25 protein-coding genes are annotated in these 25,075 nt (G+C 41.8%); 11 read left to right on the forward strand and 14 right to left on the reverse strand.

The features are described from left to right. Window positions 1–18: 18 nt before the first annotated feature. From pyk to RsY01_RS05990, 5 genes are all read right to left on the reverse strand, one after another. Window positions 19–1,521, reverse strand: a complete 1,503-nt coding sequence (gene pyk / locus RsY01_RS05970) for a pyruvate kinase (protein ID WP_094784632.1) — start codon at window positions 1,519–1,521, stop codon at window positions 19–21. 118 nt (window positions 1,522–1,639) lie between these two features. Next, window positions 1,640–2,647, reverse strand: coding sequence for a 6-phosphofructokinase (gene pfkA / locus RsY01_RS05975; protein WP_094784633.1), 1,008 nt, complete (start codon window positions 2,645–2,647; stop codon window positions 1,640–1,642). Window positions 2,648–2,830: 183 nt separating this feature from the next. After that, window positions 2,831–3,988, reverse strand: a complete 1,158-nt coding sequence (gene nagA / locus RsY01_RS05980) for an N-acetylglucosamine-6-phosphate deacetylase (RefSeq protein WP_094784634.1) — start codon at window positions 3,986–3,988, stop codon at window positions 2,831–2,833. Between the two features lie 119 nt (window positions 3,989–4,107). Then, window positions 4,108–5,256: a toxic anion resistance protein gene (locus RsY01_RS05985; RefSeq protein ID WP_094784635.1), complete on the reverse strand. Its 1,149-nt coding sequence runs from the start codon at window positions 5,254–5,256 to the stop codon at window positions 4,108–4,110. Next, window positions 5,249–5,758 carry a 5-bromo-4-chloroindolyl phosphate hydrolysis family protein gene (locus RsY01_RS05990; protein WP_094784636.1) on the reverse strand — a complete coding sequence of 170 codons (510 nt, stop codon included), beginning with the start codon at window positions 5,756–5,758 and terminating at the stop codon, window positions 5,249–5,251. Before RsY01_RS05990 ends, RsY01_RS05985 begins: the two co-directional genes overlap by 8 nt. A 99-nt stretch (window positions 5,759–5,857) precedes the next feature. On the opposite strand from RsY01_RS05990, the gene RsY01_RS05995 reads away from it, so the two are divergent. From RsY01_RS05995 to dltD, 11 genes are all read left to right on the forward strand, one after another. Continuing rightward, window positions 5,858–6,895 (forward strand): NAD(P)H-dependent glycerol-3-phosphate dehydrogenase, encoded by a 1,038-nt coding sequence (locus tag RsY01_RS05995; protein ID WP_094784637.1) that lies wholly within the window; start codon window positions 5,858–5,860, stop codon window positions 6,893–6,895. 1 nt (window position 6,896) lies between these two features. Beyond that, the gene (gene galU / locus RsY01_RS06000) at window positions 6,897–7,832 is read left to right on the forward strand and encodes a UTP--glucose-1-phosphate uridylyltransferase GalU (protein WP_094784638.1); all 936 of its coding nucleotides are present in this window, start codon (window positions 6,897–6,899) and stop codon (window positions 7,830–7,832) included. Between the two features lie 118 nt (window positions 7,833–7,950). Further along, window positions 7,951–8,382 carry a NusG domain II-containing protein gene (locus RsY01_RS06005; protein ID WP_094784639.1) on the forward strand — a complete coding sequence of 144 codons (432 nt, stop codon included), beginning with the start codon at window positions 7,951–7,953 and terminating at the stop codon, window positions 8,380–8,382. Further along, on the forward strand, window positions 8,382–8,930 hold the full coding sequence (locus RsY01_RS06010; RefSeq protein ID WP_094784640.1) for a Gx transporter family protein: 549 nt from the start codon (window positions 8,382–8,384) through the stop codon (window positions 8,928–8,930). The genes RsY01_RS06005 and RsY01_RS06010 overlap by 1 nt, the downstream gene beginning before the upstream one ends. Next, window positions 8,927–9,871 carry a polyprenyl synthetase family protein gene (locus RsY01_RS06015; protein ID WP_094784641.1) on the forward strand — a complete coding sequence of 315 codons (945 nt, stop codon included), beginning with the start codon at window positions 8,927–8,929 and terminating at the stop codon, window positions 9,869–9,871. The genes RsY01_RS06010 and RsY01_RS06015 overlap by 4 nt, the downstream gene beginning before the upstream one ends. Further along, window positions 9,868–10,587 (forward strand): 16S rRNA (guanine(527)-N(7))-methyltransferase RsmG, encoded by a 720-nt coding sequence (gene rsmG, locus RsY01_RS06020; RefSeq protein WP_094784642.1) that lies wholly within the window; start codon window positions 9,868–9,870, stop codon window positions 10,585–10,587. The genes RsY01_RS06015 and rsmG overlap by 4 nt, the downstream gene beginning before the upstream one ends. 448 nt (window positions 10,588–11,035) lie before the next feature. Beyond that, window positions 11,036–11,194 (forward strand): teichoic acid D-Ala incorporation-associated protein DltX, encoded by a 159-nt coding sequence (locus tag RsY01_RS06025; RefSeq protein ID WP_094784643.1) that lies wholly within the window; start codon window positions 11,036–11,038, stop codon window positions 11,192–11,194. A gap of 21 nt (window positions 11,195–11,215) precedes the next feature. Then, window positions 11,216–12,757, forward strand: a complete 1,542-nt coding sequence (dltA, locus tag RsY01_RS06030) for a D-alanine--poly(phosphoribitol) ligase subunit DltA (protein ID WP_094784644.1) — start codon at window positions 11,216–11,218, stop codon at window positions 12,755–12,757. After that, on the forward strand, window positions 12,754–13,998 hold the full coding sequence (gene dltB, locus RsY01_RS06035; protein WP_094784645.1) for a D-alanyl-lipoteichoic acid biosynthesis protein DltB: 1,245 nt from the start codon (window positions 12,754–12,756) through the stop codon (window positions 13,996–13,998). Before dltA ends, dltB begins: the two co-directional genes overlap by 4 nt. Window positions 13,999–14,048: 50 nt before the next feature. Beyond that, window positions 14,049–14,288 carry a D-alanine--poly(phosphoribitol) ligase subunit DltC gene (dltC, locus tag RsY01_RS06040; RefSeq protein ID WP_094784646.1) on the forward strand — a complete coding sequence of 80 codons (240 nt, stop codon included), beginning with the start codon at window positions 14,049–14,051 and terminating at the stop codon, window positions 14,286–14,288. Then, window positions 14,281–15,534 carry a D-alanyl-lipoteichoic acid biosynthesis protein DltD gene (gene dltD, locus RsY01_RS06045; protein WP_094784647.1) on the forward strand — a complete coding sequence of 418 codons (1,254 nt, stop codon included), beginning with the start codon at window positions 14,281–14,283 and terminating at the stop codon, window positions 15,532–15,534. The genes dltC and dltD overlap by 8 nt, the downstream gene beginning before the upstream one ends. Before the next feature lie 654 nt (window positions 15,535–16,188). Here dltD and RsY01_RS06055 read toward each other — a convergent pair. From RsY01_RS06055 to RsY01_RS06095, 9 genes are all read right to left on the reverse strand, one after another. After that, window positions 16,189–16,704: a MarR family winged helix-turn-helix transcriptional regulator gene (locus RsY01_RS06055; protein WP_094784649.1), complete on the reverse strand. Its 516-nt coding sequence runs from the start codon at window positions 16,702–16,704 to the stop codon at window positions 16,189–16,191. A gap of 37 nt (window positions 16,705–16,741) precedes the next feature. Beyond that, on the reverse strand, window positions 16,742–17,521 hold the full coding sequence (locus RsY01_RS06060; protein WP_094784650.1) for an ABC transporter permease: 780 nt from the start codon (window positions 17,519–17,521) through the stop codon (window positions 16,742–16,744). A gap of 15 nt (window positions 17,522–17,536) precedes the next feature. After that, window positions 17,537–18,481: an ATP-binding cassette domain-containing protein gene (locus RsY01_RS06065; RefSeq protein WP_094784651.1), complete on the reverse strand. Its 945-nt coding sequence runs from the start codon at window positions 18,479–18,481 to the stop codon at window positions 17,537–17,539. Window positions 18,482–18,644: 163 nt separating this feature from the next. After that, window positions 18,645–19,634 carry a UDP-glucose 4-epimerase GalE gene (galE, locus tag RsY01_RS06070; protein ID WP_094784652.1) on the reverse strand — a complete coding sequence of 330 codons (990 nt, stop codon included), beginning with the start codon at window positions 19,632–19,634 and terminating at the stop codon, window positions 18,645–18,647. A 118-nt stretch (window positions 19,635–19,752) separates the two neighbouring features. Continuing rightward, window positions 19,753–21,297 carry a bifunctional phosphoribosylaminoimidazolecarboxamide formyltransferase/IMP cyclohydrolase gene (purH, locus tag RsY01_RS06075; RefSeq protein ID WP_094784653.1) on the reverse strand — a complete coding sequence of 515 codons (1,545 nt, stop codon included), beginning with the start codon at window positions 21,295–21,297 and terminating at the stop codon, window positions 19,753–19,755. A 237-nt stretch (window positions 21,298–21,534) separates the two neighbouring features. Then, entirely contained in the window at window positions 21,535–22,503 is a 969-nt protein-coding gene (locus RsY01_RS06080) for a transketolase family protein (RefSeq protein ID WP_094784654.1), read from the reverse strand. Next, window positions 22,496–23,362 carry a transketolase gene (locus RsY01_RS06085; protein WP_094784683.1) on the reverse strand — a complete coding sequence of 289 codons (867 nt, stop codon included), beginning with the start codon at window positions 23,360–23,362 and terminating at the stop codon, window positions 22,496–22,498. Before RsY01_RS06085 ends, RsY01_RS06080 begins: the two co-directional genes overlap by 8 nt. A 21-nt stretch (window positions 23,363–23,383) precedes the next feature. Then, window positions 23,384–24,751, reverse strand: coding sequence for a PTS ascorbate transporter subunit IIC (gene ulaA, locus RsY01_RS06090; RefSeq protein ID WP_094784655.1), 1,368 nt, complete (start codon window positions 24,749–24,751; stop codon window positions 23,384–23,386). A gap of 36 nt (window positions 24,752–24,787) precedes the next feature. Beyond that, the gene (locus tag RsY01_RS06095) at window positions 24,788–25,072 is read right to left on the reverse strand and encodes a PTS sugar transporter subunit IIB (protein WP_094784656.1); all 285 of its coding nucleotides are present in this window, start codon (window positions 25,070–25,072) and stop codon (window positions 24,788–24,790) included. Window positions 25,073–25,075: the final 3 nt, after the last annotated feature.

Below are 25,075 nucleotides of genomic sequence, written 5' to 3' on the forward strand. Positions count from 1 at the left end.
GAGTTTATTTTAGTTCAATTATTTAACTGTACGAATACGCATTGTATTTGTACGGCCAGAACCAACTGGTACACCGGCAACAATGATGATGTTGTCACCAGATGCTACAAGACCTGAGTCGATTGCTGCTTTTTCAGCAACTTCAAACATATCATCAGTTGATGCAGGTTTTTCAGTCAAGGTTGGGATAACTCCCCAGTTAATCATGAGTGATTTTTCGATTTTTTCGTCGAATGTGACTGCCAAGATATCAGCATCAGGACGATATTTAGAGATCAAACGTGCAGTTGAACCAGACTCAGTCAAAGCAACGATCAATTTGATGTCCATTGAGTTTGTGGCATCTTTAACTGCTGAGGCAACAACCTCAGTCACATTAGAACGGTCAAATTTGTCAGAAGACAAACGGCCATATTCTTTCAAAAGTGCTTGCGCATTTTTGTCAACAGTTGCCATTGTGCGAACTGATTCTACTGGGTATTTACCATTAGCAGATTCGCCTGAAAGCATTGTGGCATCAGTGCCATCAATAACCGCATTGAAAACGTCAGAGATTTCTGAACGCGTTGCACGTGGTTTATCAGTCATTGTTTCAAGCATGTTAGTTGCTGTGATAACAGCTTTACCAGCAGCATTGACTTTTTGAATGATTTGTTTTTGGTAAACGGGTACCATTTCGAATGGTACTTCGATACCCATATCACCACGGGCAATCATGATACCTTCAGAGGCAGCAATGATTTCATCGATATTGTCGATACCTTGTTGGTTTTCGATTTTAGGGAAAAGTTGCACGTGTGTGTTACCAGTTTCTTCAAGAATCGCACGCACTTCATTCACGTCTTTAGCAGAACGGACAAATGAAATCGCGATGAAGTTCAAGCCTTGTTCCAAACCAAAACGGATGTCATCGTTATCACGTTCAGCAAGCGCTGGGAAAGGAATTTTAGTGTTCGGAATGTTCACGCCTTTTTGTTTCGCAATAACACCATCATTTTGAACTTCAACTTCAAATTCACGCGTTGCCGCATCTTTACCAGCAAGTGTCAAACCAAGTTTACCATCATCGATAAGGATTGTTTGACCGATTTCAACGTTATCAAAAATGTCAAGACCGCCAGCAACGTTCAAAGCAATCACATCTTTAGTAGATTGAACACCTTGTTTTGTCGCAACACGTAATTTGTCACCTGTTTTGTATTCAAATTCTTTAGCATCGCCTTCGAACAATTCAGTACGGATTTCAGGTCCTTTTGTGTCAAGCAAGAAACCAACTTTTTGGTTAGCGATTTCTTCAGCGCGACGGACAACTTTCATACGGTCGCCTTGTTCTTCATGGTCACCATGTGAGAAATTAAAACGGAAAACATTTGCGCCCTCTTTGATGAGCTCAGCAATTTTTTGTGCTGATGCTTCAACATCAAGTTTTTCACCCCAGTAACCATCGTCACCGAATTTTTTACCACCACGGATTTCAACAGCTGGTCCAAGTGTTGCAACAATTTTTACGCGTTTGTTCATTTTGATAGAACTCCTTCTATAATAAAGTGGTTTTCACCAATATTTACGAACATCTCAAACGAGAGGTGCTCTGACACTGCTGACGCAGCGAAAGTTAACAAGTGGAGCAAAGAAATGTTTAAGACGAAATCTCTTTGTTTAATTTATACAAATCGAGGTTGGCTTTGTGAGGATTATTGACAACAATTTTACCATTATCAAGACTGAACAAGGCACCTTCTTCTGCTGTTCCTAAAATTGGACTTTCGACCAATTTTTCGTTGTGAATCCCGACAGCAAGACCACCACGGCCTTCTTTGAGCAATTCGACTGCGCGAGCACCCATCCATGATGCTAAAACACGGTCACGGGCTGTTGGTGTCCCACCACGTTGAATGTGACCTAAAGTGCTAACACGCAAATCGCTATCATCACCAGCCGCTTTGATTTTTTCAGCAAGTTCAGCGCCAGTCATCACACCTTCTGCAAGAACGATGATATTGTGATTTTTACCATTTTTGTAACCATTCTTGATTGATGCCACTAATTCATTGACATCAAAATCTTGTTCAGGAATGATAATCTCATCAGCACCTGCACCAATACCAGCCCAAAGCGCGATATCTCCCGCATGACGTCCCATCACTTCAACGATAAACGTGCGTTTATGTGAAGATGATGTGTCGCGGATTTTATCAATCGCTTCAAGCGCAGTTGTGACAGCTGTATCAAAACCGATCGTGTAGTCAGTACCGACGATATCATTATCAATCGTACCTGGCAAACCAATCGCTGGGAAACCATGTTCTGTTAAGCGCATTGCGCCATGGTAAGAACCGTCGCCACCGATGACGACCACGCCTTCAATACCATGTTTTTTTAGTTGTTCAATACCAGCAAGTTGCCCTTCAAGTTCAGCAAATTCAGGAAAACGTGCTGAGTACAAGAATGTTCCGCCCTGTGCAATTTTTCCGCCAACGCCTCTACTTGCCAAAGGGAATATGTCACCAGCAACCATACCAGCATAACCATAATTAATGCCGAACACTTCCATACCTTCGTAAATGGCTTTACGAACAACGGCACGAATAGCGGCATTCATACCAGGGGCGTCGCCACCACTGGTTAAAACGGCAATACGTTTCATTTGAGTAATCACTCCTTCAAAGTTTTTTATCTTAATCATTATACCACGTTTAGACCTAATTGTCAGTGCTAAATACCAAGAAAACGTTTTCTATGTCTGAGCACTAAAAAAAGCGCACTGACGCTTTTTCTAGTATCTCTCATCTTCCTATCAGCCTTGGCCTACTGTGCTTGAATTTAAGCCTTAGGCAGAATAGACTTTTTCACCATTCAAATAAGTGGCTGAAAGCTCTAAATCTTCTTCAAGGACGATGAAATCAGCGGCGAAACCTGGTTTAATGCGACCACATTTGTCGTCAATACCGACAGATTTAGCTGGAATGAGCGTCGCCATCATCACCGCTTCTTCAGGTGAGGCAATCCCCCATTCGACCACGTTTTTAAGACCATCTTTGAGCTTCAAGATAGACCCTGCTAAATTACCGCCGTCTTTGAGACGTGCAGTGCCATTTTCCACGATAACAGGATATTCACCTAACATGTAGTCGCCATCAGGCTCGCCACCGGCACGCATACAGTCAGTAATCAAGGCAACATGGTCATGCCCTTTTTGTTTCATCAAAATGTCACAAGCTTTTGGATGGACATGGTGACCATCGCAGATTAACTCTGCGTAAGTATGCGGAATTTCATAGATAGCGCCTACCATCCCAAGTTCACGATGCGTCAAGCCCCGCATCCCATTGTAGGCATGAACCCAGATACTAGCACCGGCTTCTGCGCCACGAACAGCTTGTTCGTAAGTCGCATCAGAGTGACCGAGCGCCACTCTTGTGCCAGTCGCTGTTACTTTTGAAATGAAATCTTCGACGCCATCACGTTCAGGGGCAACCGCGATTTTCAACAACATGCCTTTGGCAGCTGCCTGCCAACCTTGGAATTCTTCAAAGCTTGGATTACGCATGTAGTCAGCATTTTGCGCACCCTTATATTTCTCAGTGAAATAAGGCCCTTCAAAGAAAATCCCTTGAATTTTAGCACCACTCGCTTCTGTATAATGGTCACCGATTGTTTGACAAATGTCGCGCAATTGTTCATAGCTTGCCGTCAATGCTGTCGGTAAGAATGAGGTCACACCTGTTGATAAAAGGGCATCACTCATGGTGTGAACAATCCCGTCTTTATCATTGTCCATGACATCAGCGCCCGCATAACCATGGACGTGAGTATCGACTAAACCTGGCGCAATGAATTTACCACTGTAATCTAAAATTTCAGCATGTTCAGGCGCTTGCATCGTATGTTTCCCGAATTTACCATCTGCCGTGACTTCTAAGTAGCCACCTACCTTGACTTCGTAAGGATAGAAAAATTTGTCCGCTTTGATATAGTAAGTTGTCATCGACTTTACCTCATTTATTCTTTCTTAAAATAGACTTTTTTATCATTTTACACCTTTTTGATGTCTTTGTCAAAAAGTGGTATAGTCCAATTTTGAGATATAAAAAAAGCGAGCTAGTCTCACTCGCTTGTTGTTTTGTTAGATAACTCCAGCAGTTTAGCCTTAATTTCTTCTTCAAGTTGGGCAAGCTCTACTTCACCCTGACGCCGTTTAATCGCCCCCTCACGTTGAATGTTCATCGTTTCTTGAATGGTTTCAATTAAATTAGCCTGAGTGGTTTTGAGCGTCTCAATATCAACCACACCCCGTTCGTTTTCCCGTGCTGCTTCTATAGAAGATTGTTTTAACATTTCAGAGTTTTTGGTCAACAAATCATTGGTCGTACTAGAGACAATCCGCTGGCTTGTCAAAGCGTCTTTTTGTTTCAAAAGCGTCAAAGCAATCGCAACCTGATTTTTCCATAAAGGAATGGCAGTGTTGATGGACGTCTGAATTTTTTCAGCCAATTCTTGGTTGGTATTTTGAATCATCCGGATTTGTGGCGCTTGTTGAATTGTAATCTGACGCGCGAGTTTCAAATCATATTGGCGTTTGTCCAGACGATTTTTATAGCTTTCCAAATCAGAAATCTTTTGAACCGCAATCGCATTATCTGGCGTATGTTCAGCTTCAATTTTCGCTTGCGGAATAATCGTGTCATCAAGTTCCTTGATTTTCAGCTCTGCGCCTGCAATATAGACACTCAGCGCATGGAAATAATCCAAATTTTCAGCATAAAGTGTCTCCAAGGTTTGATTATCTTCCAATAAGCCCTTGTACTCATGCGTCAACTTAATTGAAATTTTGTCAATACCTGCCCCCAATTTTTGATATTTTTGGGTCACTTCAAAAATTGATTTTTTGACTTTGCCAAACATTTTTTTGAAAAAGCCTGGGTCTTCTGCCACAAGATCGTTAGGGTTAGACTCTTGGAGCTGATACATGAGGTCAGTCAGCGCTGTGCCGACTTCGCCCAAGTCTTTAGCTTGAACTTTATTTAGAACAGACTGTGAAAAATCACCAATCTTTTTCTGTGCCAAGGACCCGTATTCAATGACAGATTGGGAATTAGTTTCATCCAAAGATTTCGACAATTCTTTTGCTTTCCCTACCTCTTCTTCCGATAAAGTCGCAAGAGCAGTGCCAGTCGTCACGCTCTGTGTCAGTGGCTTTTCTACTAGCGTGGCTTGGTCAGCAGTCATTAAGTCATCCAGAATCTCATTAGCCATTTTCTACCTCATCTTTAATTTTTTCAATATCATCTGACAGTTCTAATTCATACGTTTTCGCAATTTTTTCAGATAACTGCCGAATGACTTTCTGACTTTCAATCTTTAATTCCTGATTAAGTTTATCAACACTTTTAACATTGTCATAAGTTTCTGTTAAGTCAACCATGGTTGGCAATTGTTTATAGAGAAAGTTGTGATTGGTCAGCGCCATTTTAGGATGTTTAACAATCAGTTGAAATAGTTTTTTAGCACTTTTCAAGCCACCTGTTACATTTTCAATGATTTGTAACTCTGAATCTTGTTTGACTGCAGTCTCCCAAGTTTTGATTTGAGCTTTCGCCTCTTTCATGGTACCACGAAAAATGGTGATGTCCTGATCCGACAACCCTTTTTCATGATAGGTATCCATTAAATTAGTCTTTTTACTTTTTTTATAATCATGTCTTAACCACAAAATGAGCACCACCGCTATTATTATCAAGATTGTTATTAATTTCATAACTCTATTTTAGCATATTTTCTCGTGCAATTCTCAGTCTAGAGTATGATTTTTTTATTGGAATGTGCTAAAATGAAAAGGAATACAATTGGAGGTATTATGACTCAAAAGAAAATTGCCGTCTTAGGACCAGGTTCATGGGGAACTGCATTGTCGCAAGTGCTCAATGACAACGGTCACGAAGTTCGGATTTGGGGAAATGTTCCTGAGCAAATTACGGAAATCAACGAAAAGCATACCAATACGCGTTATTTTAGCGAGGTTATCTTAGACGATAAAATCACAGGTTACAACGACTTGGCTACTGCCCTTACTGATGTTGATGCGATTTTATTCGTTGTCCCAACTAAGGTCACACGGCTCGTTGCCAAACAAGTTGCTGAAGTTTTGGATCACAAGGTTGTCGTCATGCACGCTTCTAAAGGTTTGGAACAAGGCACGCACGAACGTATCTCGACCATCCTAGAAGAAGAAATTCCTGCTGACTTGCGTTCTGACGTTGTCGTTGTTTCTGGACCTTCTCATGCGGAAGAAACCATTGTCCGCGATTTGACACTTATCACGGCGGCATCTAAGAACCACGAAGATGCCAAATATGTGCAAGACCTTTTTAGTAACGACTATTTCAGACTTTATACCAATGATGATGTCATCGGTGTCGAGACAGCCGCTGCCTTAAAAAACGTCATTGCCGTTGGTGCGGGTGCCTTACATGGACTTGGCTTCGGCGACAATGCAAAAGCTGCTATCATTACGCGTGGTCTTGCTGAGATTACACGTCTCGGCGTCGCCATGGGTGCTAATCCAATGACCTATATCGGTTTATCCGGTGTGGGCGATTTGATTGTCACAGGAACTTCTATCCACTCTCGAAACTGGCGTGCCGGTGATGCTTTAGGTCGTGGTGAAAAACTCGCCGATATCGAAGCTAACATGGGGATGGTCATCGAGGGTGTCTCAACAACTAAAGTTGCCTATGAATTATCCAAGATGTTACAGGTTGAAATGCCTATCGTTGATACCATTTATCACGTGATTTACAAAGATGCGGATATTCGGGAAAGTATTATTAAATTGATGCGTCGTGAAGGCCGTCCCGAAAATGAATATATTATAGAAATAAAAGGACTGAATTAAGATGAGAGATGATTGTTTAGATAAAAAAGTTCGTAAAGCTGTCATTCCAGCAGCAGGTCTTGGGACACGTTTCTTGCCAGCAACTAAAGCACTCGCGAAAGAAATGCTACCGATTGTTGATAAACCGACGATTCAATTTATCGTTGAGGAAGCCCTCAAATCAGGTATCGAAGATATTCTGATCGTCACTGGTAAAGCGAAACGCCCAATTGAAGACCATTTCGACTCAAATATTGAACTTGAAATGGCACTTAAAGAAAAAGGCAAAGATGATTTGTTGAAACTCGTTGAAGAAACGACTGATATCAATCTTCACTTCATTCGCCAAAGTCACCCGAAAGGTTTGGGGCATGCTGTCTTGCAAGCTAAATCATTTATCGGTGAAGAACCTTTTGTTGTCATGCTCGGTGATGACTTAATGGAATCTGAAATCCCCTTAACGAAACAACTGATTCATGACTATGAGAAAACACATGCGTCAACTATCGCTGTCATGAAAGTGCCACATCAAGATGTTGACAAATACGGTGTGATTGCGCCTGAGGGCGAAGTTTGCAAAGGACTTTATAACGTTGCTAATTTCGTTGAAAAACCTGCTGTCGCTGATGCGCCTAGTGATTTAGCGATTATCGGTCGCTATCTCCTAACGCCTGAAATTTTCGAAATTTTAGACAATCAAACACCAGGCGCTGGCAATGAAATCCAATTAACGGATGCCATTGAAACGCTTAACAAAACACAACGCGTTTTTGCTCGTGAATTTACTGGTCGCCGTTATGATGTCGGCGATAAATTTGGTTTTGTTGAAACGACAATCGAATATGGTCTTGGTCATCCACAAATCAAGCAAGATTTGCATGACTATATCATCAAAAAAGGGAAAGAATTAGAAAAAGCTGATTTAGCAGCCGCTAAGCCTGCAACAACTAAAAAATAAAAGGGGAGACGTTCTGATACTGGGACGTTTTTTCTGATTTTTAGGCATCATGAATTGGACATAGCATATATTTCATTAATATTAAGCAAAACTTCTCTAAACATGATAAAATATGATAATGAAAACAACTACGGGCAAGCTAAAAAATGTCTTGACTGCAATTAAAGCGTTACGGATGAAACCGCTAGATTTTATCCTTGTGATGTGTTTAATGCTTGCAAGTTTCACACCTTTTTTGCTACTAGGTGGGAAACAGGGCATTAGCCATCAGGCACAGTTACGCGTCAACAGCCAAGTCGTTAAAAATTTTGATTTAACAAAAAATCAAACCTACACCTATCAAGATGCCGACGGTGAGATTAACAAAATAGAGGTACGTGATGGTCGCATCGCGATCGTTTATGCGAATTGTGGCGATCAAGTCTGCGTCAGAAAAGGCTTTATCAATCAAACTGGACAGACGATTGTTTGTCTCCCCCATAAACTTGTTATTGAAGTCATGCACTCTGGCAATGACGATGACAACGGAAGCAGGATAATAGATTATTAATGAACCAACAACAGTTACATCGGCTTGTCTATATCGCTTTACTCACAGCATCAGCGACCATCATCGGGATTGTGGAATCCTTGTTTCCCTCGCCCTTTGCTTTTGCTCCCGGCGCTAAATTTGGCTTTGCCAATCTGGTCGTTCTCATAGCGCTTTTTACGCTGAAAAAATCTGACGTGATTATTCTAATGGTACTCAAATTACTGCTCACGGCGCTTTTTACAGGTTTTTCAGTTTTTCTCTATAGCATGGCTGGTGGTTTTCTATCTCTGCTGGCGATGTACCTCGTCAAACTTTTAGGGCCTAAACTTATCAGTTTGATTGGGATTTCTCTCGTCGGTGGTTTTTTCCATAATGTGGGTCAACTCCTCATGGCGACTTGGCTTGCGCAAACCCCTGCTGTTCTACTTTATCTGCCTTGGTTAGCCTTTTTCGGGCTCTTAGCAGGCTTTTTTATCGGTGTAGCGGGCAATTCCTTACTCTACAAAATTAAACCTATTAATGCTTTATTGCTAAAAGAAAATAAAACTTGGATGACACACACATGACCTTTTGGACACTCTATCCCCAACTTTCAAAACAACTTGAGCAGGTACAACGCATGATGACTGCTGCCATTCATGTTAAAAACCCTCAGACACAAGCGGCGATTTTAGACTTATTGGCGTCTGGTGGCAAACGGCTTCGGCCTGCCTATCTGCTACTCTTTTCTGAATTTACTGATTTAGAAGCGGATAAAAGAATTGCCCTAGCCAGTTCCATCGAAATGCTCCATACGGCGACTTTAATTCATGATGACGTGATTGATCAAGCTGAAACGCGCCGTGGCGTCCCGACGATTTCCCATCTTTACGGGTCAGAAATTGCGGTTTATGCGGGTGACTATCTCTTTATTGCTGTGTTTAAATTAATGTTTCAACACGCTCTAGACCTATCTAATCTCTCTCAGCGTGTCGAGGCCATGGAAAAATTACTCAATGGCGAGTTGGGTCAGATGAATTTGCGCTTTAACACTGAACAGACAATTGCAGATTATCTTGATAATATTTCCGGGAAAACTGCGGAGTTATTTGCCCAAGCTTGTGCGGTTGCCCCATTTGCTGCTGGTCACGATAAACTAGCAAAATTAGCCTACGACATTGGCTTAAATATCGGCATTGCTTTTCAAATTATGGATGATTATCTCGATTATACAGCAGATAGTGAGACGCTGGGTAAACCTGTGCTTGCCGATATGCAGCAAGGCGTTTATTCTGCTCCTGTTTTATTTGCCTTGGCAGCTGATGCAAGTGTCACTGATCTTTTAAAACAAGAAGATTTTGATGGTGTGTTTCGTCGCATTCAACAAACCGACGCCCTTCAAAAAACACATGACTTGGCAGGCAAATACACGTCAACTGCCCTCAAACTCATCGACAAATTACCCAATATCCCTGTCAAATCTGATATTCGTCAGATTACTAGAGACCTCTTAGAAAGACAATTATGACCCCAGAAGATTTTTATAACTCGCTTGAAACTTTCAATATCCAACTCTCTGACTTGCAGAAATCACAGTTTAAAACTTACTTTGAATTTCTCGTTTCTGAAAATGAAAAAATTAACTTAACTGCTATCACCGAAGAAAATGACGTTTATCTCAAACATTTTTACGACTCGATTGCACCGATTTTATATGGTGTGATTGACAATGCACCGATTAAGTTGCTAGATATTGGTGCTGGCGCCGGCTTTCCTAGCTTTCCGATGAAGATTATTTACCCTGACTTGCAAGTGACGATTATTGATTCTTTGAACAAGCGGATTAAATTTCTAGCGGCCTTGTCTGATAAACTCGGTTTTGATCCGACTTCTATCACTTTATTACATGGTCGGGCTGAAGATTTTGGTCAAAACCCGCTTTACAGAGCTAAGTTCGACTACGTGACTGCTCGCGCTGTGGCGCGTCTCAACGTGTTAGCTGAGTTGACACTCCCATTTTTGAGAAAAAATGGGAAGCTTTTGTCCTTAAAGGCGAGTCAAATGCTGGATGAAATTTCAGAAGGGAAGCACGCTATCGCGATTTTGGGTGGCAAGTTAGGCGATACACTGGATTATGCGTTGCCAAATGGCGACGAGCGTCATCTGGTTATCGTCGAAAAGAAAAAAGAGACCCCTAAAAAATTCCCACGTCAAGCTGGGACGCCGAATAAAAAGCCGCTTTGAAACTAGAGCTGTTTTCAGCAAGTCGCAATTGAACATTTTTAGGTCAGATCTAAAATAAGACTTTAGAAGGATAAAATTTCGAAATTTTTAAGATATAATAGTTAATGTCTTCTTAATCCTGAGATTAGGCCAGCGTGAAAATGCTGACCTTTCTGACGCAACTAAAAATCACGCTATCTTTTTGAGTTTTATTTAAGACTGTTCTTTTATCCTAGAACCAGACTTATCGGATGCGTGTCGTGATGGGCGTCACGTCAGCTGCTAACTTACCTGCTTTGCGCTAGCCACTCTTAAACCTTTCAAAAATGTAAGTATTCGGTCTGACCGCGTAAGCTGATAAACTTATTCTTTTGATATACTCAATACCAGCCACTCAGATATAGTGGCAATTTACTCAAATACTTGTTAAAATAGTTAAGTAACAATTTTAACACAGGAGAATTAAAAAATGATTAAATATATTCATAACTTGCCGCAACAAAAGGCATGGCCTGTCATCAAATTTATTTTACAGAGCTTATTCTATTTTATGATTTTACTTGCCTTGCTTTATTTATTTAACTACTCCGGAAAAGGACAAGGGCACTTTATTTACAATGAATTCTAATCACAAGGAGAAAAGCTACCTATGATCGTTTCAGATTTTATCGCAACACTTGAGCACTATGCCAGTACACAGCCCAATGCACCTGTTTATGATTTCTTGGGTAAACGCTACACTTACCAACAACTCAAGCAAGACTCAGATACAATTGCGGCTTACATTGATAGCTTGCGTTTGCCTGAAAAAAGTCCCGTCATGGTGTTTGGCGGCCAAGAATACGAAATGCTGGCAACCTTTGTCGGCTTGACAAAATCAGGGCATGCCTATATTCCTGTCGATGTCAATTCAGCCAATGAACGTTTGACAAATATTCTTGACATTGCTGAACCGAGTGCGGTCATTGCGATTGATACCTTGCCGATTGAGATTTCAGAAATGCCAGTCGTGACACCTGACCAATTGACAACAGTTCTTGAAGCGCCTGTCCCCTATGAGATGACACATCCTGTTAATGGTAACGAGACTTACTACATCATCTTCACTTCTGGCACAACGGGTAAGCCTAAAGGTGTGCAAATTTCACACAACAATCTCTTGTCCTTCGTCAACTGGACATTAGCATCAGATGAGTTTGACTTGCCAGCACAGGCTAAAATCTTGGCACAAGCACCGTATTCATTTGACCTATCTGTCATGTCTTGGGCACCGGCTTTAGCAGCTGGTGGCTGTCTCTATGCCTTACCAAAGGAAAAAACAGACAATTTCAAAGATTTATTTGCTGTTTTACCGACTTTGCCAATTCAAGTTTGGGTATCAACGCCTTCTTTTGCTGATATGGTCTTACTCTCAGATGATTTCTCTGCTGAAAAGATGCCGAGTTTGACGCATTTTTATTTCTGTGGCGAGGAATTAACCATCGGCACTGCCGATAAAATACGCCAACGCTTTCCTCAAGCCAGAGTTGTAAATTCTTTTGGTCCGACTGAAAGCACCGTTGCTTTTTCTGCTGTGACCATTACAGATGAGATGATTGAAAAATCTGACCGTCTGCCGATTGGCTATATTAAGGCTGATTCGCCGACTTTTATTCTCAATGAATCTGGCGAGATTTTGGCTGCTGGTGAGCAGGGCGAAATCGTCGTGACGGGTCCTGCTGTTTCTAAAGGCTATATTAATAATCCCGAGAAAACGGCGCAGTCTTTCTTTGAGCTAAAGGGTCAAAAGGCTTATCATACTGGCGATTTAGGGCTGCTTGATGATAGTGGCATGCTCCATTATCGTGGACGGATGGATTTCCAAATCAAGCTCAATGGTTATCGGATTGAGCTTGAAGAAGTCGCGCATATCCTAAATCTGTCTCAGTATGTTGCTTCTGCAGTTGCTGTACCTCGCTACAACGATCAACATAAAGTTCATCAGCTTTTGGCTTATATCGTGCTGAAACCTGGAGCGCGTGATGGTTTTGAACGTGACTTGCAGCTGACGAAAGCCATCAAAACTGAGCTTGAAAACGAAATGATGTCTTATATGATGCCATCGCGCTTTATTTATCGGGAATCTCTACCGATTACGCCTAATGGCAAAGTTGACATTAAGGCGCTGATTGCTGAGGTGAACGACCAATGACAAGCCTCTTACAATCTCTGCCGAATTGGCAGCCTTATGGGACGCCAAAATACTTTGGCATTCTCATCTTAGCGCTACTCCCGATTATCATCGGCTTGTTTTTCCGTCGTCGGCTTCAGGTATATGAAAGTCTAGTCTCAATTGCTTTCATCACTTTGATGTTTGGCGGGTCAAAATATCAACAATTCTTTGCCTTGCTTTTCTATCTGGTTTGGCAAACGCTCGTTGTCTTTGCCTATCAAACCTATCGCCAAAAAGCGGATAATAAATGGGTCTTCTACCTCAGTGTTTTAGTTGCCTTACTTCCCTTGATTATCGTCAAAGTCACACCTGCTGTCATTGGCGTGGAGTCTTTACTGGGTTTTCTTGGTATTTCTTACCTCACCTTCAGGTCTGTTGCCATGATGATGGAAATGCGGGATGGCGAATTAAAGGCTGTGACTTTCTGGTCGTTCTTTCGTTTTATGATTTTCATGCCAACGATTTCGTCTGGTCCGATTGATCGCTTCCGTCGTTTTAACGAAGACTATCTTAATCCACCCAGTCGTGATGCCTATCTGGATATGATTGAGAAGGCTGTTTGGTCGCTGATGTTAGGCGCTTTTTACAAGTTCATCCTCGCGCATATCTTCGGCGAAGTGCTCTTGCCACAGTTTAAACAGCTTGCGCTCCATGCGGGTGGCATCTTTAATTGGCAAACGCTTTTAGTCATGTACACCTACGGCTTTGATTTATTCTTTGACTTTGCAGGCTACTCTCTATTTGCGATTGGGATTTCCTATTTGATGGGGATTAAGACCCCTGTCAACTTTAACAAGCCTTTTATTGCGAGAGATTTGAAGGATTTCTGGAACCGTTGGCATATGTCTTTGAGCTTCTGGTTTAGAGATTTTGTGTTCATGAGACTGGTTTATGTCATGATGAAACACAAAATCTTCAAAAATCGAAATACAACTTCTAGTGTCGCCTATCTCTTGAACATGACGATTATGGGCTTCTGGCATGGCGTGACTTGGTATTACATTTCATACGGTATCTTCCACGGTGTTGGTCTCATCATCAACGACTGGTGGGTTCGCCGCAAGAAAACAGTCAATAAAACACGCAAAAAAAATGGTCAGCCACCCTTACCTGACAACAAATGGACGCATGCCCTTGGTATTTTTGTTACGTTTAATGTTGTCATGTTGAGTTTACTGCTATTCTCAGGATTTTTAGACCAACTATGGTTCCACCACTAACATCTTACCTCTCAAATGAACTTTCTAACCTAACTTAAAGGAGAATTTAAATGGATATTCAAACAACAATCATTGAACTCATTGACAACTTATTTATGGAAGATATTTCTGATATGATGGATGAGGATCTCTTTGACGCAGGCGTTCTAGACTCTATGGGGACAGTCGAGCTCGTAATCGAACTAGAAAACAAATTTAACATCAAAATTCCAGTTTCAGATATGGGGCGTGACGACTGGAACACGGGTAATAAAATCGTGCAAGGTGTAAAGGACTTACAAAATGCTTAAACGACTTTGGCTGATATTGGGGCCACTTCTCGTCGCCTTCATCGGTTTATTTGCCTTACTCTTATTTGCACCCGAAAGAACGTCTCATCACTTATCCGCTGAAAAACGTGCGGCGACTGCTTTGACACCTATCGTCTTTAAAAATGCTGCCTTGAAAAAAGAAGCGCTTTCTGACCCTAATCATCGATTCGTTCCCTTTTTCGGTTCAAGTGAATGGCGCCGTCTCGATGAGATGCACCCCTCTATCTTATCTGAGGCCTATAAACGAGACTATACCCCGTTTTTACTCGGTTTAAAAGGGGCAGAATCATTGACCCATTATTTCGGCATACAACAAATTCAACCCCAGTTGAAAGGTAAACAAGCCGTTTTCATCATTTCGCCTCAATGGTTTGTGAAAGATGGACAGGTGGCGGATGCTTTTAACTATTATTATGCCAGCGATCAGGGTTATAGTTTCTTGAAAAATACAACGGGTTCTGCTGAGGATCAATATGCTGCTAAACGTTTTCTAGCTTTGATGCCTGAAAGTCCAATTAATCGCTTCATGAAAAAAATTGTCGCCGGTAAACGCCTGACAAAATTTGATTATTGGCAAATTAATCTGGTGGAAAAATTATCTAATCATGAAGATAATCTATTTGCTGGCTTGCAGTTCGGCGATAATTATCAGGATAAGGTTGAACCACGGGCTGCTAAATTGCCACAACCTTATGATTTGAGTACTTTACAAGAAAAGGCGCAAGAGCTTGGCGAAAAACATACGAGCAATAATAACTTTGGAATTTTGAATCGCTTTTATACACGACGTATCAAGCACAGTTTAGGAGAACTGAAAGATAGCCAGACCAAATTTTCTTATCTCAAATCCCCCGAATACAATGATTTTCAACTTCTTCTGAGTGAATTTGCTAAAAACAAGACCGATGTGATGTTTGTCATTCCGCCTGTCAACGAGAAATGGCGTACTTATACAGGTTTGAACAAAGAGATGTATGACAAGGCTGTTGACAAAATCCGTTATCAACTGACTTCTCAAGGCTTTAATCAAATTGCTGATTTGTCTCAGCAAGGCAATGAGCCCTACTTTATGCAAGACACCATCCATTTAGGCTGGAACGGTTGGCTAGCCTTTGATAAAGCTGTGAATCCTTTTCTCACAAACAAGCAACCAACGCCTCAGTATCATTTAGATAACTACTTCTTTAGTCGTGAATGGGCCGAGACAGAGCATGCTACAAAATAAACATTAAAAAAGTCGTGAAAATTGAACACGACTTTTTATTTGGCTCTCATAATATGACTCAGATACGGGTGCGCAACAACTTTTTAAGTAATCTGAGATTTACTTGGTTTCAGACTCTGATAAGTCTTCCCAAAGCATGTTCATCTTATCTGAACGCGCTTTTTCAATCATCTGATAAATCGTTTGCCCTTCTTTTGTCAAACTAATTTCCCGAACACGCTTATCTCTTTGACATAAGTTGTTGTGAGTAAGCCTTGGCTAACAAATTTATCAACCTGACGGCTAGTTGAGGAATAATCACGACCTAATTGCTCGGCAAGCCTACCAATCGTTAGATTAGGCTGTAACCCACCGCGCACGAAATCAGTAGTAAATGCCTAGCATTTTTCAGAACGGCATGCTTTAACAACTGTTCATCATGCCTTGTATCATTGAAAAAAGTGACAATACCAAAAAGGTTTCCAAAACTTTCATGCTTCATCGTTGACATGAACATATTGGCGATAAATCAGAAAAAGTTTCCGAAATTTGGAAACTTTTTTGCATCAGTTGAGCTTTTAGATAAATTAATCCAAAAACTAGATTGCTTCTCAAATAGTGGCTATAGGGCATGGTAGACAGATGATGAAAAAAATTCAAATTGACAATCAGAAATCATTTCTTTCGCAATAACTCACGTTTCATCTGCTCACGTTTTTTTACGGCTGTTATCAAGCCATCCTTACGGTTAGGCATATACTGTTCAAATTTACCATCAAAAAGTTTTTTGACTAATCGATTTAGATTGGCTTGTTCCTCGTCAGTCAAAACATCAAAGAATTGTTGATAATAGTCACCCTCACGTTTGGCAGTGCCTTCTATCATCTCACGACCTTCTGCTGTGAGAGTGACTAAGGTGACTCGTTTATCTTGACTATCTTTTGTCTTGTCAACCCATGATTTTTTGGCGAGTTTGCTAACAAGTTCTGAGGCGGACTGTTGCCGAATTTCTAATTTCTCGGCGATTTCTCCTGTTGTTTTGGCTGTTTCTGACAGGGCTAAAAATTGTAGGACACGTATTTGGGCATTATTTTCAGCACCTCGTCTACCGCCACCACCACCTGGTGGTTGACGAAAGAAGCGCAACAATTTCCCCAGATTATCGTATAATTCCTTTGATACTGTTGTCATGATTTACCTCTATTTCTGCTACCATTATACCAAAATATCAGATTGTTTTGCTGTATTTGATAGTAGTCAATGGTGCAAAAATCACGACAATCGCAGCACTTAAAAGTAAGAGTAGCCAGAAATTACTATGGATTGCGCCACTATTGAGCAAATCTCGAAGCGCTGTCACAAAGTGACTAACTGGATTGAGATTGACAAAAGTTTGCAAAAATTTAGGGAGCGTTTTAACTGGGATGAAAGCATTTGAGAGGAAGGTCAGGAGCATCATCACAGTCATGGAAATGCCAGTAATGGCAGCTGAACTTTTGATGACTTGACCGATAAAGGCGAAAATCCAGCTGATAGACCAGCTAAAGAAGACCGCCAGCGCAATGGCAAGAATAACGGATACCGCGCTCCCACCAACATGCCAGCCGAGGACAAGCCCAGTGCCCATGACAAATCCTGTACATAAGAGATAGCGGACAAGATCAGCGACAAGCGGTCCTGCAAGTGGTGCAATCCGTGCGATTGGCAGCGATTTGAACCGGTCAAACACACCTTTTTCGATGTCTTCCCGCATTTGCACACCAGTCGCAGAGGTCGCCGTCAAAAGGCTTTGAACGAGAATTCCTGGAATCAAGGTCGGCAGGTAATTTTTCATATCACCTGCTATTGCACCGCCAAAAAGATAGGCAAACATCAGGGTAAATAGCACGGGTGTGAAGGTGACATCAAAGAGTTTTTCTGGATTATGGTAGATTTTAAGGAGGCTACGTTTCGCAAATGTCAAGGTATCACGGCATGCTTTGGTTAGGCGTTTAAGGGTATTTTTCATGATTATCGTCCTTTATTATTTATTATCTTCGGTCAACTTGAAGAAAACATCATCAAGTGTTGGTTTTTGCATTGAAAAGACTTTGATGTCAATTTTTCTTTGCTCTGCTTTGACAAAGAAATCAGAGATTTGCAATGTATTTTCAACAGGTACCTGTATTTCATTTCCGTTGATAACAAGTTCTGATGCGCGGTCAAAGACTTCTTCGATTAAGGCGATGCCTGCATTTGTTGCATTGGCAGCAAATTTAACAATAAATTTCAAGTCGCCAACTTCACGTTTGAGTTCATCTGGTGTACCTTCAATGACTAATTTTCCTTTATCAACCAAGGCAATGTGATCAGCCAACTGATCAGCCTCTTCCAAATATTGCGTTGTCAGTAAGACGGTCGTCCCTTTCGCAATCATCTCACGAATGACCTCCCACATTTGTTCGCGGGTTCGGGGGTCAAGTCCAGTCGTTGGCTCATCGAGAAAAACAAGTGGTGGATTGGCAATCAAGCTCACTGCCAAATCTAGGCGACGACGCATGCCGCCTGAAAAGTTCTTGATTTGTTTGTCTTTCGCTTCCATCAAGGTAAAATCTTGCAATAACTGTGTTGCTTTAGCCTTGCTTTGTTTTTTATCTAAACCATTGAGCGCTGTGAAAATCATCAAATTTTCCCAAGCAGTCAAATCTTCATCGACTGAGGCATATTGCCCTGTTAAGCCAATCATTTTTCTGACTTCTGCTGCCTCTTTGACCGCATCATGCCCAAATATGTTGATGTTGCCACCGTCAGCTTTCAACAAAGTTGACATCATGCGGACGGCTGTGGTTTTACCTGCACCGTTCGGCCCCAAAATGGCAAAGACTTCACCTTTTTTAATAGTTAAATCAATCCCATCAACAGCTTTTTTACCTTTGAATATTTTGGTTAAACCTTTGACTTCAATTGCGATTTCGTCAGTAGTCATCATATGCTTTCTCTTTTCTTTTTATTTCCTGCTCCAATTAAACAGGTACCTTACAAATTACATTATACAGGTGCCTGTGTATTTTGTCAAGAGAAAAAGATTCTTTTTTTGCTAGAAAATAAGTCAAACAAAAAACACGCTAAGCGCACGTGTTTTCTAATCATGATTAATCTTCATACCCATGTGGGTGTTTCTGATGCCATGTCCAAGCATTTTCGATGATGTCTGATAGTTTTTCTGCCGGTGTCCAAGCAAGCACTGCCTGAGCTTTGCTGCTATCGGCTATCAAGGCATCTGGGTCTCCTGGGCGACGTGGTCCGATTTCTGATGGAATGGCATGACCTGTCACTTGACGTGCTGTTTCTAGCACTTGAAGGTTAGAATAACCTGTTTTCGTCCCGAGATTAAAAGCGTCAGACTGACCACCAGCTTTAAGATATTCTAAAGCTTTAATATGGGCATCAATTAAGTCTGTCATGCCGATATAATCACGGATACACGTCCCGTCTTCGGTTTGGTAATCATCGCCGTAAATCATAATTTTGTCACGTTGACCAAGTGCCACTTGCAAGATAATCGGAATCAAATGGGTTTCATTTTTATGTGCCTCACCAATAGAACCGTCATGTTTAGCGCCAGCAACATTGAAATAACGCAGGGCGACATAGGTCATATCCGTCGCCGCAGCTTGCCAAGCCATCATTTTTTCCATGATGAGTTTGCTTTCGCCGTAAGGATTGATTGGGTTTTGCGGCGTTTTTTCCGTGATGGGCATTTCTTCTGGGATGCCAAAAGTCGCTGCTGTACTTGAAAACACGATATGTTTGACATCAAAATCTTGCATCACTTCCAGCAAGGTCATGGCGCCACCGATATTGTTTTCAAAATACATGAGCGGTTTTGCCATGGACTCAGCGACTAAAGAATAAGCACAGAAGTGCATAACCCCTTCGATATTTTTTTCCTGAGTGAAAACGTCTGACAGGAAGGCTTTGTCGCGGATATCTCCTTGGTAAAAACGTGCCTTATCTGATACTGCTGCACGATGTCCCGTTGACAAGTTATCAAGGACTGCGACATCATAACCACGCGCAAGGAATTCATCTGTTGCATGGCTCCCAATATAGCCAGCGCCACCTAAAATCAAAACTGTCATTTTATATCCTCAATTTCATTATCTTTCGTTCGTCTCAACTCAATCAATTATATCATAAAATAACCCTTTTATAGCTGAAAAGAGTAGCTTTTACAAGCCACCCTATCCCATTGTTTCATTAATGACGGAAATGACGGACTCCCGTGAAGACCATGGCAATGCCATGTTTATCTGCTTCATCAATCGCATCTTGGTCACGGACTGACCCACCGGGTTGGATGATCGCTTTAATACCAGCTTTCGCGATTTCTTCGACATTATCGGCAAATGGGAAGAAGGCATCGGATCCCAAGACTGCACCCTCAAGACGGTCTGCGGCTTGTTCAATCGCGATTTTAACTGAAGCGACACGATTGGTTTGACCCGGACCGACACCTAATGTCTGGTGATGATTGGTAATGATGATGCCGTTAGATTTGACATATTTGACAGAACGCCATGCAAACTCAAGCGCTTCAACTTCTACTGCTGTCGGTTGGCGCTTCGTCACGATTTCCCAAGTATCTTGCAACTCAACTGTCGTATCCTGATCCTGAACCAGTAAACCGCCTAGCACACCTGTGACTTCTTTTTGAGTTTCAGAAGCCTTTTGTTGCGCAAAATTAAGTTCTAAAATCCGAAGATTTTTCTTCTTGTTAGTTAAAATAGCCAAGGCTTCATCAGAATAACTTGGTGCAATGATGATTTCAAGGAAAATCGGATGCATTTTTTCAGCTGTTGCGGCATCCACTTCCCGATTTAAAACGACAATCCCACCGAAGATTGAAACGGGGTCAGCCTCGTAAGCATAGTCCCAAGCTGTTTCAATCGTCTCAGCTGTGCCAATCCCACAAGGGTTCATGTGTTTCAAGGCCACAACAGTTGGCAAGCTGAAATCACGGATAATGCGAATCGCTGCGTCAGCATCACGGATATTATTAAACGAAAGTTCTTTCCCATTAAGCTGTTTAGCTTGTGAAATCGAATAGTCTGTCGGCAATGCTGCTTCATAAAAATCAGCATCTTGCTGTGGATTTTCCCCATAACGCATGGGCTGTTTGAGCTCATAAGTCAGGGTAAGCTTCTCAGGCTTAACTTCACCGACTTGTGCTGTGAAATATTCAGCAATTAAAGCATCATAAGCGGCTGTGTGACGGAAGACTTTCGCTGCTAATTTTTGACGCGTATCATAAGTCGTGTCACCATTTTCAGCAAGCTCAGTCAAGACAACCTCATAATCTGTCGGATCAACCACAACAGTCACGCTAGCATGGTTTTTCGCAGCCGAACGTAGCATAGATGGCCCGCCGATATCGATGTTTTCAACCGCATCAACATAGGTCACATTCGGTTTAAGAATCGTCTCTTTAAAGGGATAAAGGTTGACGACAACGAGGTCAATCGGCGAAATATCGTGGTTTTTCATAGCTGAAACGTGTGTGTCGAGGTCGCGACGCGCCAGAAGACCACCATGAATTTTAGGGTGCAAGGTTTTCACGCGCCCATCCATCATTTCTGGGAAACCTGTTACATCATCAATGGCAATGGTTGTAACACCTGTAGCATCCAGTGCTGTTTTAGTCCCACCAGTTGAAATAATTTCCCAACCCAGTTCACGCAATTTTTCGGCAAAGGCTACAATCCCTGTTTTATCACTTACGCTGATTAATGCTCGTTTTGTCAATGTCTCACTCCTTAAATATTAGTTGATAACTTAATTTTAACGATTTATCCCCAATTTTGATAGCGAAAAAACGTATATCTTTACAAAATATACGTTTATCGTTCGGAAATTGATATTTTTTATGAGTGGAACTTTTAATTTTTATTTATAAAGTCTAAAATTTTTGCTTGCATTTTGGATTTTGAAAGACCAAATTCAGCTTGTAAGTAGTCTGGACTACCAATATAAGTGGAACTTTTAATTTTTATTTATAAAGTCTAAAATTTTTGCTTGCATTTTGGCTTTTGAAAGACCAAATTCAGCTTGTAAGTAGTCTGGACTACCGACCTGACCAAAGCGTTCATTGACACCTAGTTTCAATAATTTTGCAGGAAGACCCGCTTCTGCTATGACATCAGCAATTGCACTGCCTAGGCCACCTGTAACGGAATGGTTTTCAATACTAATCATCAAGTCATGCGTTTTAGAAAGTGCAATCACTAAGTTGCTATCAAGTGGTTTAATCGTAAACATATCGACGACCGTTACATCAATCCCTTGTAATGCTAATTCGTCGGCAATGTCTAACGTTTCACTGACGAGTTGCCCAGATGCCAATAGGACGATATGACTGCCTTGTCTTAGGACATTCCCTTTACCCAATTCAAAAGTCGTTCCCGCTTCATAAACCTCGCGAACAGCTTTACGATTAGCACGGATATAATGAATACCTGCTTTATCTGCCAATTCACGAATCAGCCAAGCGAGCTGGACACCGTCTGCTGGGTCACAAACAACACTATTTGGAATCATGCGCATCAAGGCGACATCTTCCCATGATGTATGGGTCCCACCATTTGGCCCAACGGCAAATCCCGGATCAGAGCCGAAGATATTAATCGTTGTCTGGGCATAACCGCCAGAAATGAATAGCTGGTCAAAGGCGCGTCGTGTCGCAAAGGGGGCAAAAGTATGGCAGAAAGGAATGTGCCCCGTTAAACTGAGCCCACTCGCAACGCCCATCATATTGGCCTCAGAAATGCCGACATTAATGAGTTGTTGACTGTGTTTTTGCGCCAGATTGGCAAAACCACTGGCACTGCCAAGGTCTGCCTCTAAAGCTATCACTTGCTGATTTTCGGTCATCAGCTCATCTAAGGTTGCGACAAATACCGTGCGAAGTTCTGGACCCATTTTGCTTCTATCTTGTTTGACTTGCTTAAGCATGACTTCCTCCTTTAACAACTTGTGCTTCTAAGGCGGTGATGGCTTTTTCTAACTCTTCTTGATAATTGGCAATCCCAAATTTAACTGAATGATTATCCTCAACTTTTTCGAAGAAGGGTACACCTTGAGCTTTGACCGTATCTAAAACAAGGGCAACAGCGCTATCTTTTTGGTCTTTTAAGAAATTAATGGCATCATCAATGGCTTGCAAGTCGTCACCTTTGACTTTTAACGTGATAAAACCAAAACTCTCCATTTTTTTCTGAATATCAAAGGGATTCAGAATATCAGCTGTGTAGCCATCAAGCTGTTTCTTATTGTCATCAATTATGACAAGACAGCGGTTCAGTTTATTGTGTGCGATATATTGAAAGGCTTCCCAACACTGTCCTTCGTTTAATTCACCATCGCCGACAATGAGATAAGTATAGGCGTCACTACCGGATAATCTCAAACCAGTCGCCATCCCTGCAGCAATCGAGGTGCCTTGACCAAGAGAGCCAGTTGTCGCATCTACTCCCGGAATTTTCAAGCGATCTGGGTGACTCGGTAGATGAGTCCCACCTTCATTTAAGGTCAATAGCCAATCCTCTGGAAAAAAGCCTTTTATCGCTAAAGTCGCATACAAAGCAGGTCCTGCGTGCCCTTTAGATAAAACTAGTCTATCGCGTTTTTCCCAATTTGGCTGACTCGCCTCTATCGCCAGCTGCTTGCCATAAAGAACAGCCAGTAGCTCAACAATTGACAGCGAACCACCCAGGTGGCCATACCCCATATGTCCCAGCATTTTAAGCGTCTCTAGTCGAATTTTATCTCTTAGATGTGCTAAGTCACTTAATTTGGGTACATCATCTCTCATCATTTTTTCTCCAATCGCTTGTTATACTTCTGTTGCTTTTTTAGCCACACGCATCGTTGTCACTTTGCTGGCAGCTAAAACAAGTCCTAGCACAATCAAAATGCCAAGCATCACCAGCACCTTGCCACCACCATTAGCCATGTTACCAAGCAAGAGCCCGACAACACCGTAGTCAGTATCAGAGAATGTCGAGCCAGCAAAACCTAGGTCTCCCATGACAGGCATTAAGAAAATCGGCATGAAGCTAATCAAAATCCCTTGTAAGAATGAGCCAAGAACGGCACCTCGCACGCCTCCTGTCGCATTGCCATAAACACCTGCAGTCGCGCCACAGAAGAAATGCGGGACAACACCTGGAATGATAATCGGCAACCCAGTCACAGCCATGATAATGAGCGAGAGAATACCGCCAACAAATGAGGAGAAGAAACCAATCAATACAGCATTCGGTGCATAAGGGAAGACAATCGGGCAATCTAGGGCTGGTTTAGCATTTGGTACTAATTTTTCTGAGATTCCTTTGAAGGCAGGTACAATTTCTGCCAAAATCAAGCGAACACCAGCTAGGATAATAAAGACACCCGCCGCAAAACTACCGGCTTGTTGCAAGGCATAGACGATATAGTTTGTGCCACCAGACAATTCTTTTGTCACATAGTCATTCCCCGTAAAAATGGCAACAATCATATAGACAACACCCATTGTGATTGTAATCGAAACAGTTGAGTCACGTAGGAATGCCAGACCTTTAGGGAAATTAATATCTTCAGTTGATTTTGCTTTATTGCCAAAGTATTTGCCAATGATGGCTGAAAAGGCGTAACCGAAATTTCCGGTATGAGCCAAGGCAACCGAATCGTTTTTCGTCACTTGTACCGTAAAAGGCTGTAAGATAGCAGGGAAAACTGTATTGGCAATCCCCAAAGAAATGCCGCCAAATAAAATGAGTAAAGCGCCATCCAGTCCTGAAACACTTAAAATCACAGCAATCATACAGGCCATGTATAAGGTCGCATGCCCAGTCAGATAAATATATTTGTAGCGCGTGATCCGGGCAAACAAGATATTAAAGAGCATGCCTGCCAGCATAATCAAAGCCGTATAGGTTCCAAATTTTTCTAAGGCAACGGCAACAATCGCTTCATTGTTTGGTACAACGCCAGTCACATGGAAGGCTTTTTGGAACATAATCCCAAACGGTTCTAAAGACGAGACAACAAAGTTGGCACCAGCCGTCACAATCAAGAAACCTACAAAGGTCTTAATGCCACCTCGAATAATATCTGCAATCCCTTTTTTCTGCAGTAACAACCCCACAACTGCAATAAAGGCGACTAAAATAGCGGGCGTACTCGCAATATCAATTAATACATCTAAGACATCTTTCATGATTTTCATTCTCCTAATCTAGTTTATCAGTCATCTTTAAGCAAGCAGACCAGCAGCTTTAACAACTGCTGTCACTTTTTCTCTCAATTCATCCATGTCAATGATACTCTCCAAGACCGTGACATTCCCTAAATGCGTTGTACTGTCGGCTAAGTCACCACCCACAAAAAACATATCTGCCAGTTCGGGTGCTGCACTTCCCACATCATAATGTTGGACGTCTACCTCTTCTAAGCCTAATTCTTTTAAAATCGTTTTGATGTTCATTTCTACCATAAAGCTTGACCCAAGTCCTGAGCCACATACTGCTGCTAATTTCATCTT

Origin of the sequence: Pseudolactococcus reticulitermitis, assembly GCF_002260845.1 — a bacterium.
GTDB classification, from domain to species: Bacteria; Bacillota; Bacilli; order Lactobacillales; family Streptococcaceae; genus Pseudolactococcus; species Pseudolactococcus reticulitermitis.

What these genes read in the sequence shown, in the direction of transcription:
- dltB (WP_094784645.1), top strand. Translation starts at nt 12,754, where the DNA reads ATGACAAGCCTCTTACAATCTCTGCCGAATTGGCAGCCTTATGGGACG.
- RsY01_RS06095 (WP_094784656.1), bottom strand. Translation starts at nt 25,072, where the DNA reads ATGAAATTAGCAGCAGTATGTGGCTCAGGACTTGGGTCAAGCTTTATG.
- galU (WP_094784638.1), top strand. Translation starts at nt 6,897, where the DNA reads ATGAGAGATGATTGTTTAGATAAAAAAGTTCGTAAAGCTGTCATTCCA.
- pfkA (WP_094784633.1), bottom strand. Translation starts at nt 2,647, where the DNA reads ATGAAACGTATTGCCGTTTTAACCAGTGGTGGCGACGCCCCTGGTATG.
- RsY01_RS06085 (WP_094784683.1), bottom strand. Translation starts at nt 23,362, where the DNA reads ATGAGAGATGATGTACCCAAATTAAGTGACTTAGCACATCTAAGAGAT.
- RsY01_RS06060 (WP_094784650.1), bottom strand. Translation starts at nt 17,521, where the DNA reads ATGAAAAATACCCTTAAACGCCTAACCAAAGCATGCCGTGATACCTTG.
- RsY01_RS05995 (WP_094784637.1), top strand. Translation starts at nt 5,858, where the DNA reads ATGACTCAAAAGAAAATTGCCGTCTTAGGACCAGGTTCATGGGGAACT.
- dltC (WP_094784646.1), top strand. Translation starts at nt 14,049, where the DNA reads ATGGATATTCAAACAACAATCATTGAACTCATTGACAACTTATTTATG.
- RsY01_RS06065 (WP_094784651.1), bottom strand. Translation starts at nt 18,481, where the DNA reads ATGATGACTACTGACGAAATCGCAATTGAAGTCAAAGGTTTAACCAAA.
- RsY01_RS06055 (WP_094784649.1), bottom strand. Translation starts at nt 16,704, where the DNA reads ATGACAACAGTATCAAAGGAATTATACGATAATCTGGGGAAATTGTTG.
- dltA (WP_094784644.1), top strand. Translation starts at nt 11,216, where the DNA reads ATGATCGTTTCAGATTTTATCGCAACACTTGAGCACTATGCCAGTACA.
- nagA (WP_094784634.1), bottom strand. Translation starts at nt 3,988, where the DNA reads ATGACAACTTACTATATCAAAGCGGACAAATTTTTCTATCCTTACGAA.
- pyk (WP_094784632.1), bottom strand. Translation starts at nt 1,521, where the DNA reads ATGAACAAACGCGTAAAAATTGTTGCAACACTTGGACCAGCTGTTGAA.
- RsY01_RS06010 (WP_094784640.1), top strand. Translation starts at nt 8,382, where the DNA reads ATGAACCAACAACAGTTACATCGGCTTGTCTATATCGCTTTACTCACA.
- ulaA (WP_094784655.1), bottom strand. Translation starts at nt 24,751, where the DNA reads ATGAAAGATGTCTTAGATGTATTAATTGATATTGCGAGTACGCCCGCT.
- RsY01_RS05990 (WP_094784636.1), bottom strand. Translation starts at nt 5,758, where the DNA reads ATGAAATTAATAACAATCTTGATAATAATAGCGGTGGTGCTCATTTTG.
- rsmG (WP_094784642.1), top strand. Translation starts at nt 9,868, where the DNA reads ATGACCCCAGAAGATTTTTATAACTCGCTTGAAACTTTCAATATCCAA.
- RsY01_RS06015 (WP_094784641.1), top strand. Translation starts at nt 8,927, where the DNA reads ATGACCTTTTGGACACTCTATCCCCAACTTTCAAAACAACTTGAGCAG.
- RsY01_RS06025 (WP_094784643.1), top strand. Translation starts at nt 11,036, where the DNA reads ATGATTAAATATATTCATAACTTGCCGCAACAAAAGGCATGGCCTGTC.
- dltD (WP_094784647.1), top strand. Translation starts at nt 14,281, where the DNA reads ATGCTTAAACGACTTTGGCTGATATTGGGGCCACTTCTCGTCGCCTTC.
- galE (WP_094784652.1), bottom strand. Translation starts at nt 19,634, where the DNA reads ATGACAGTTTTGATTTTAGGTGGCGCTGGCTATATTGGGAGCCATGCA.
- RsY01_RS06080 (WP_094784654.1), bottom strand. Translation starts at nt 22,503, where the DNA reads ATGCTTAAGCAAGTCAAACAAGATAGAAGCAAAATGGGTCCAGAACTT.
- RsY01_RS06005 (WP_094784639.1), top strand. Translation starts at nt 7,951, where the DNA reads ATGAAAACAACTACGGGCAAGCTAAAAAATGTCTTGACTGCAATTAAA.
- RsY01_RS05985 (WP_094784635.1), bottom strand. Translation starts at nt 5,256, where the DNA reads ATGGCTAATGAGATTCTGGATGACTTAATGACTGCTGACCAAGCCACG.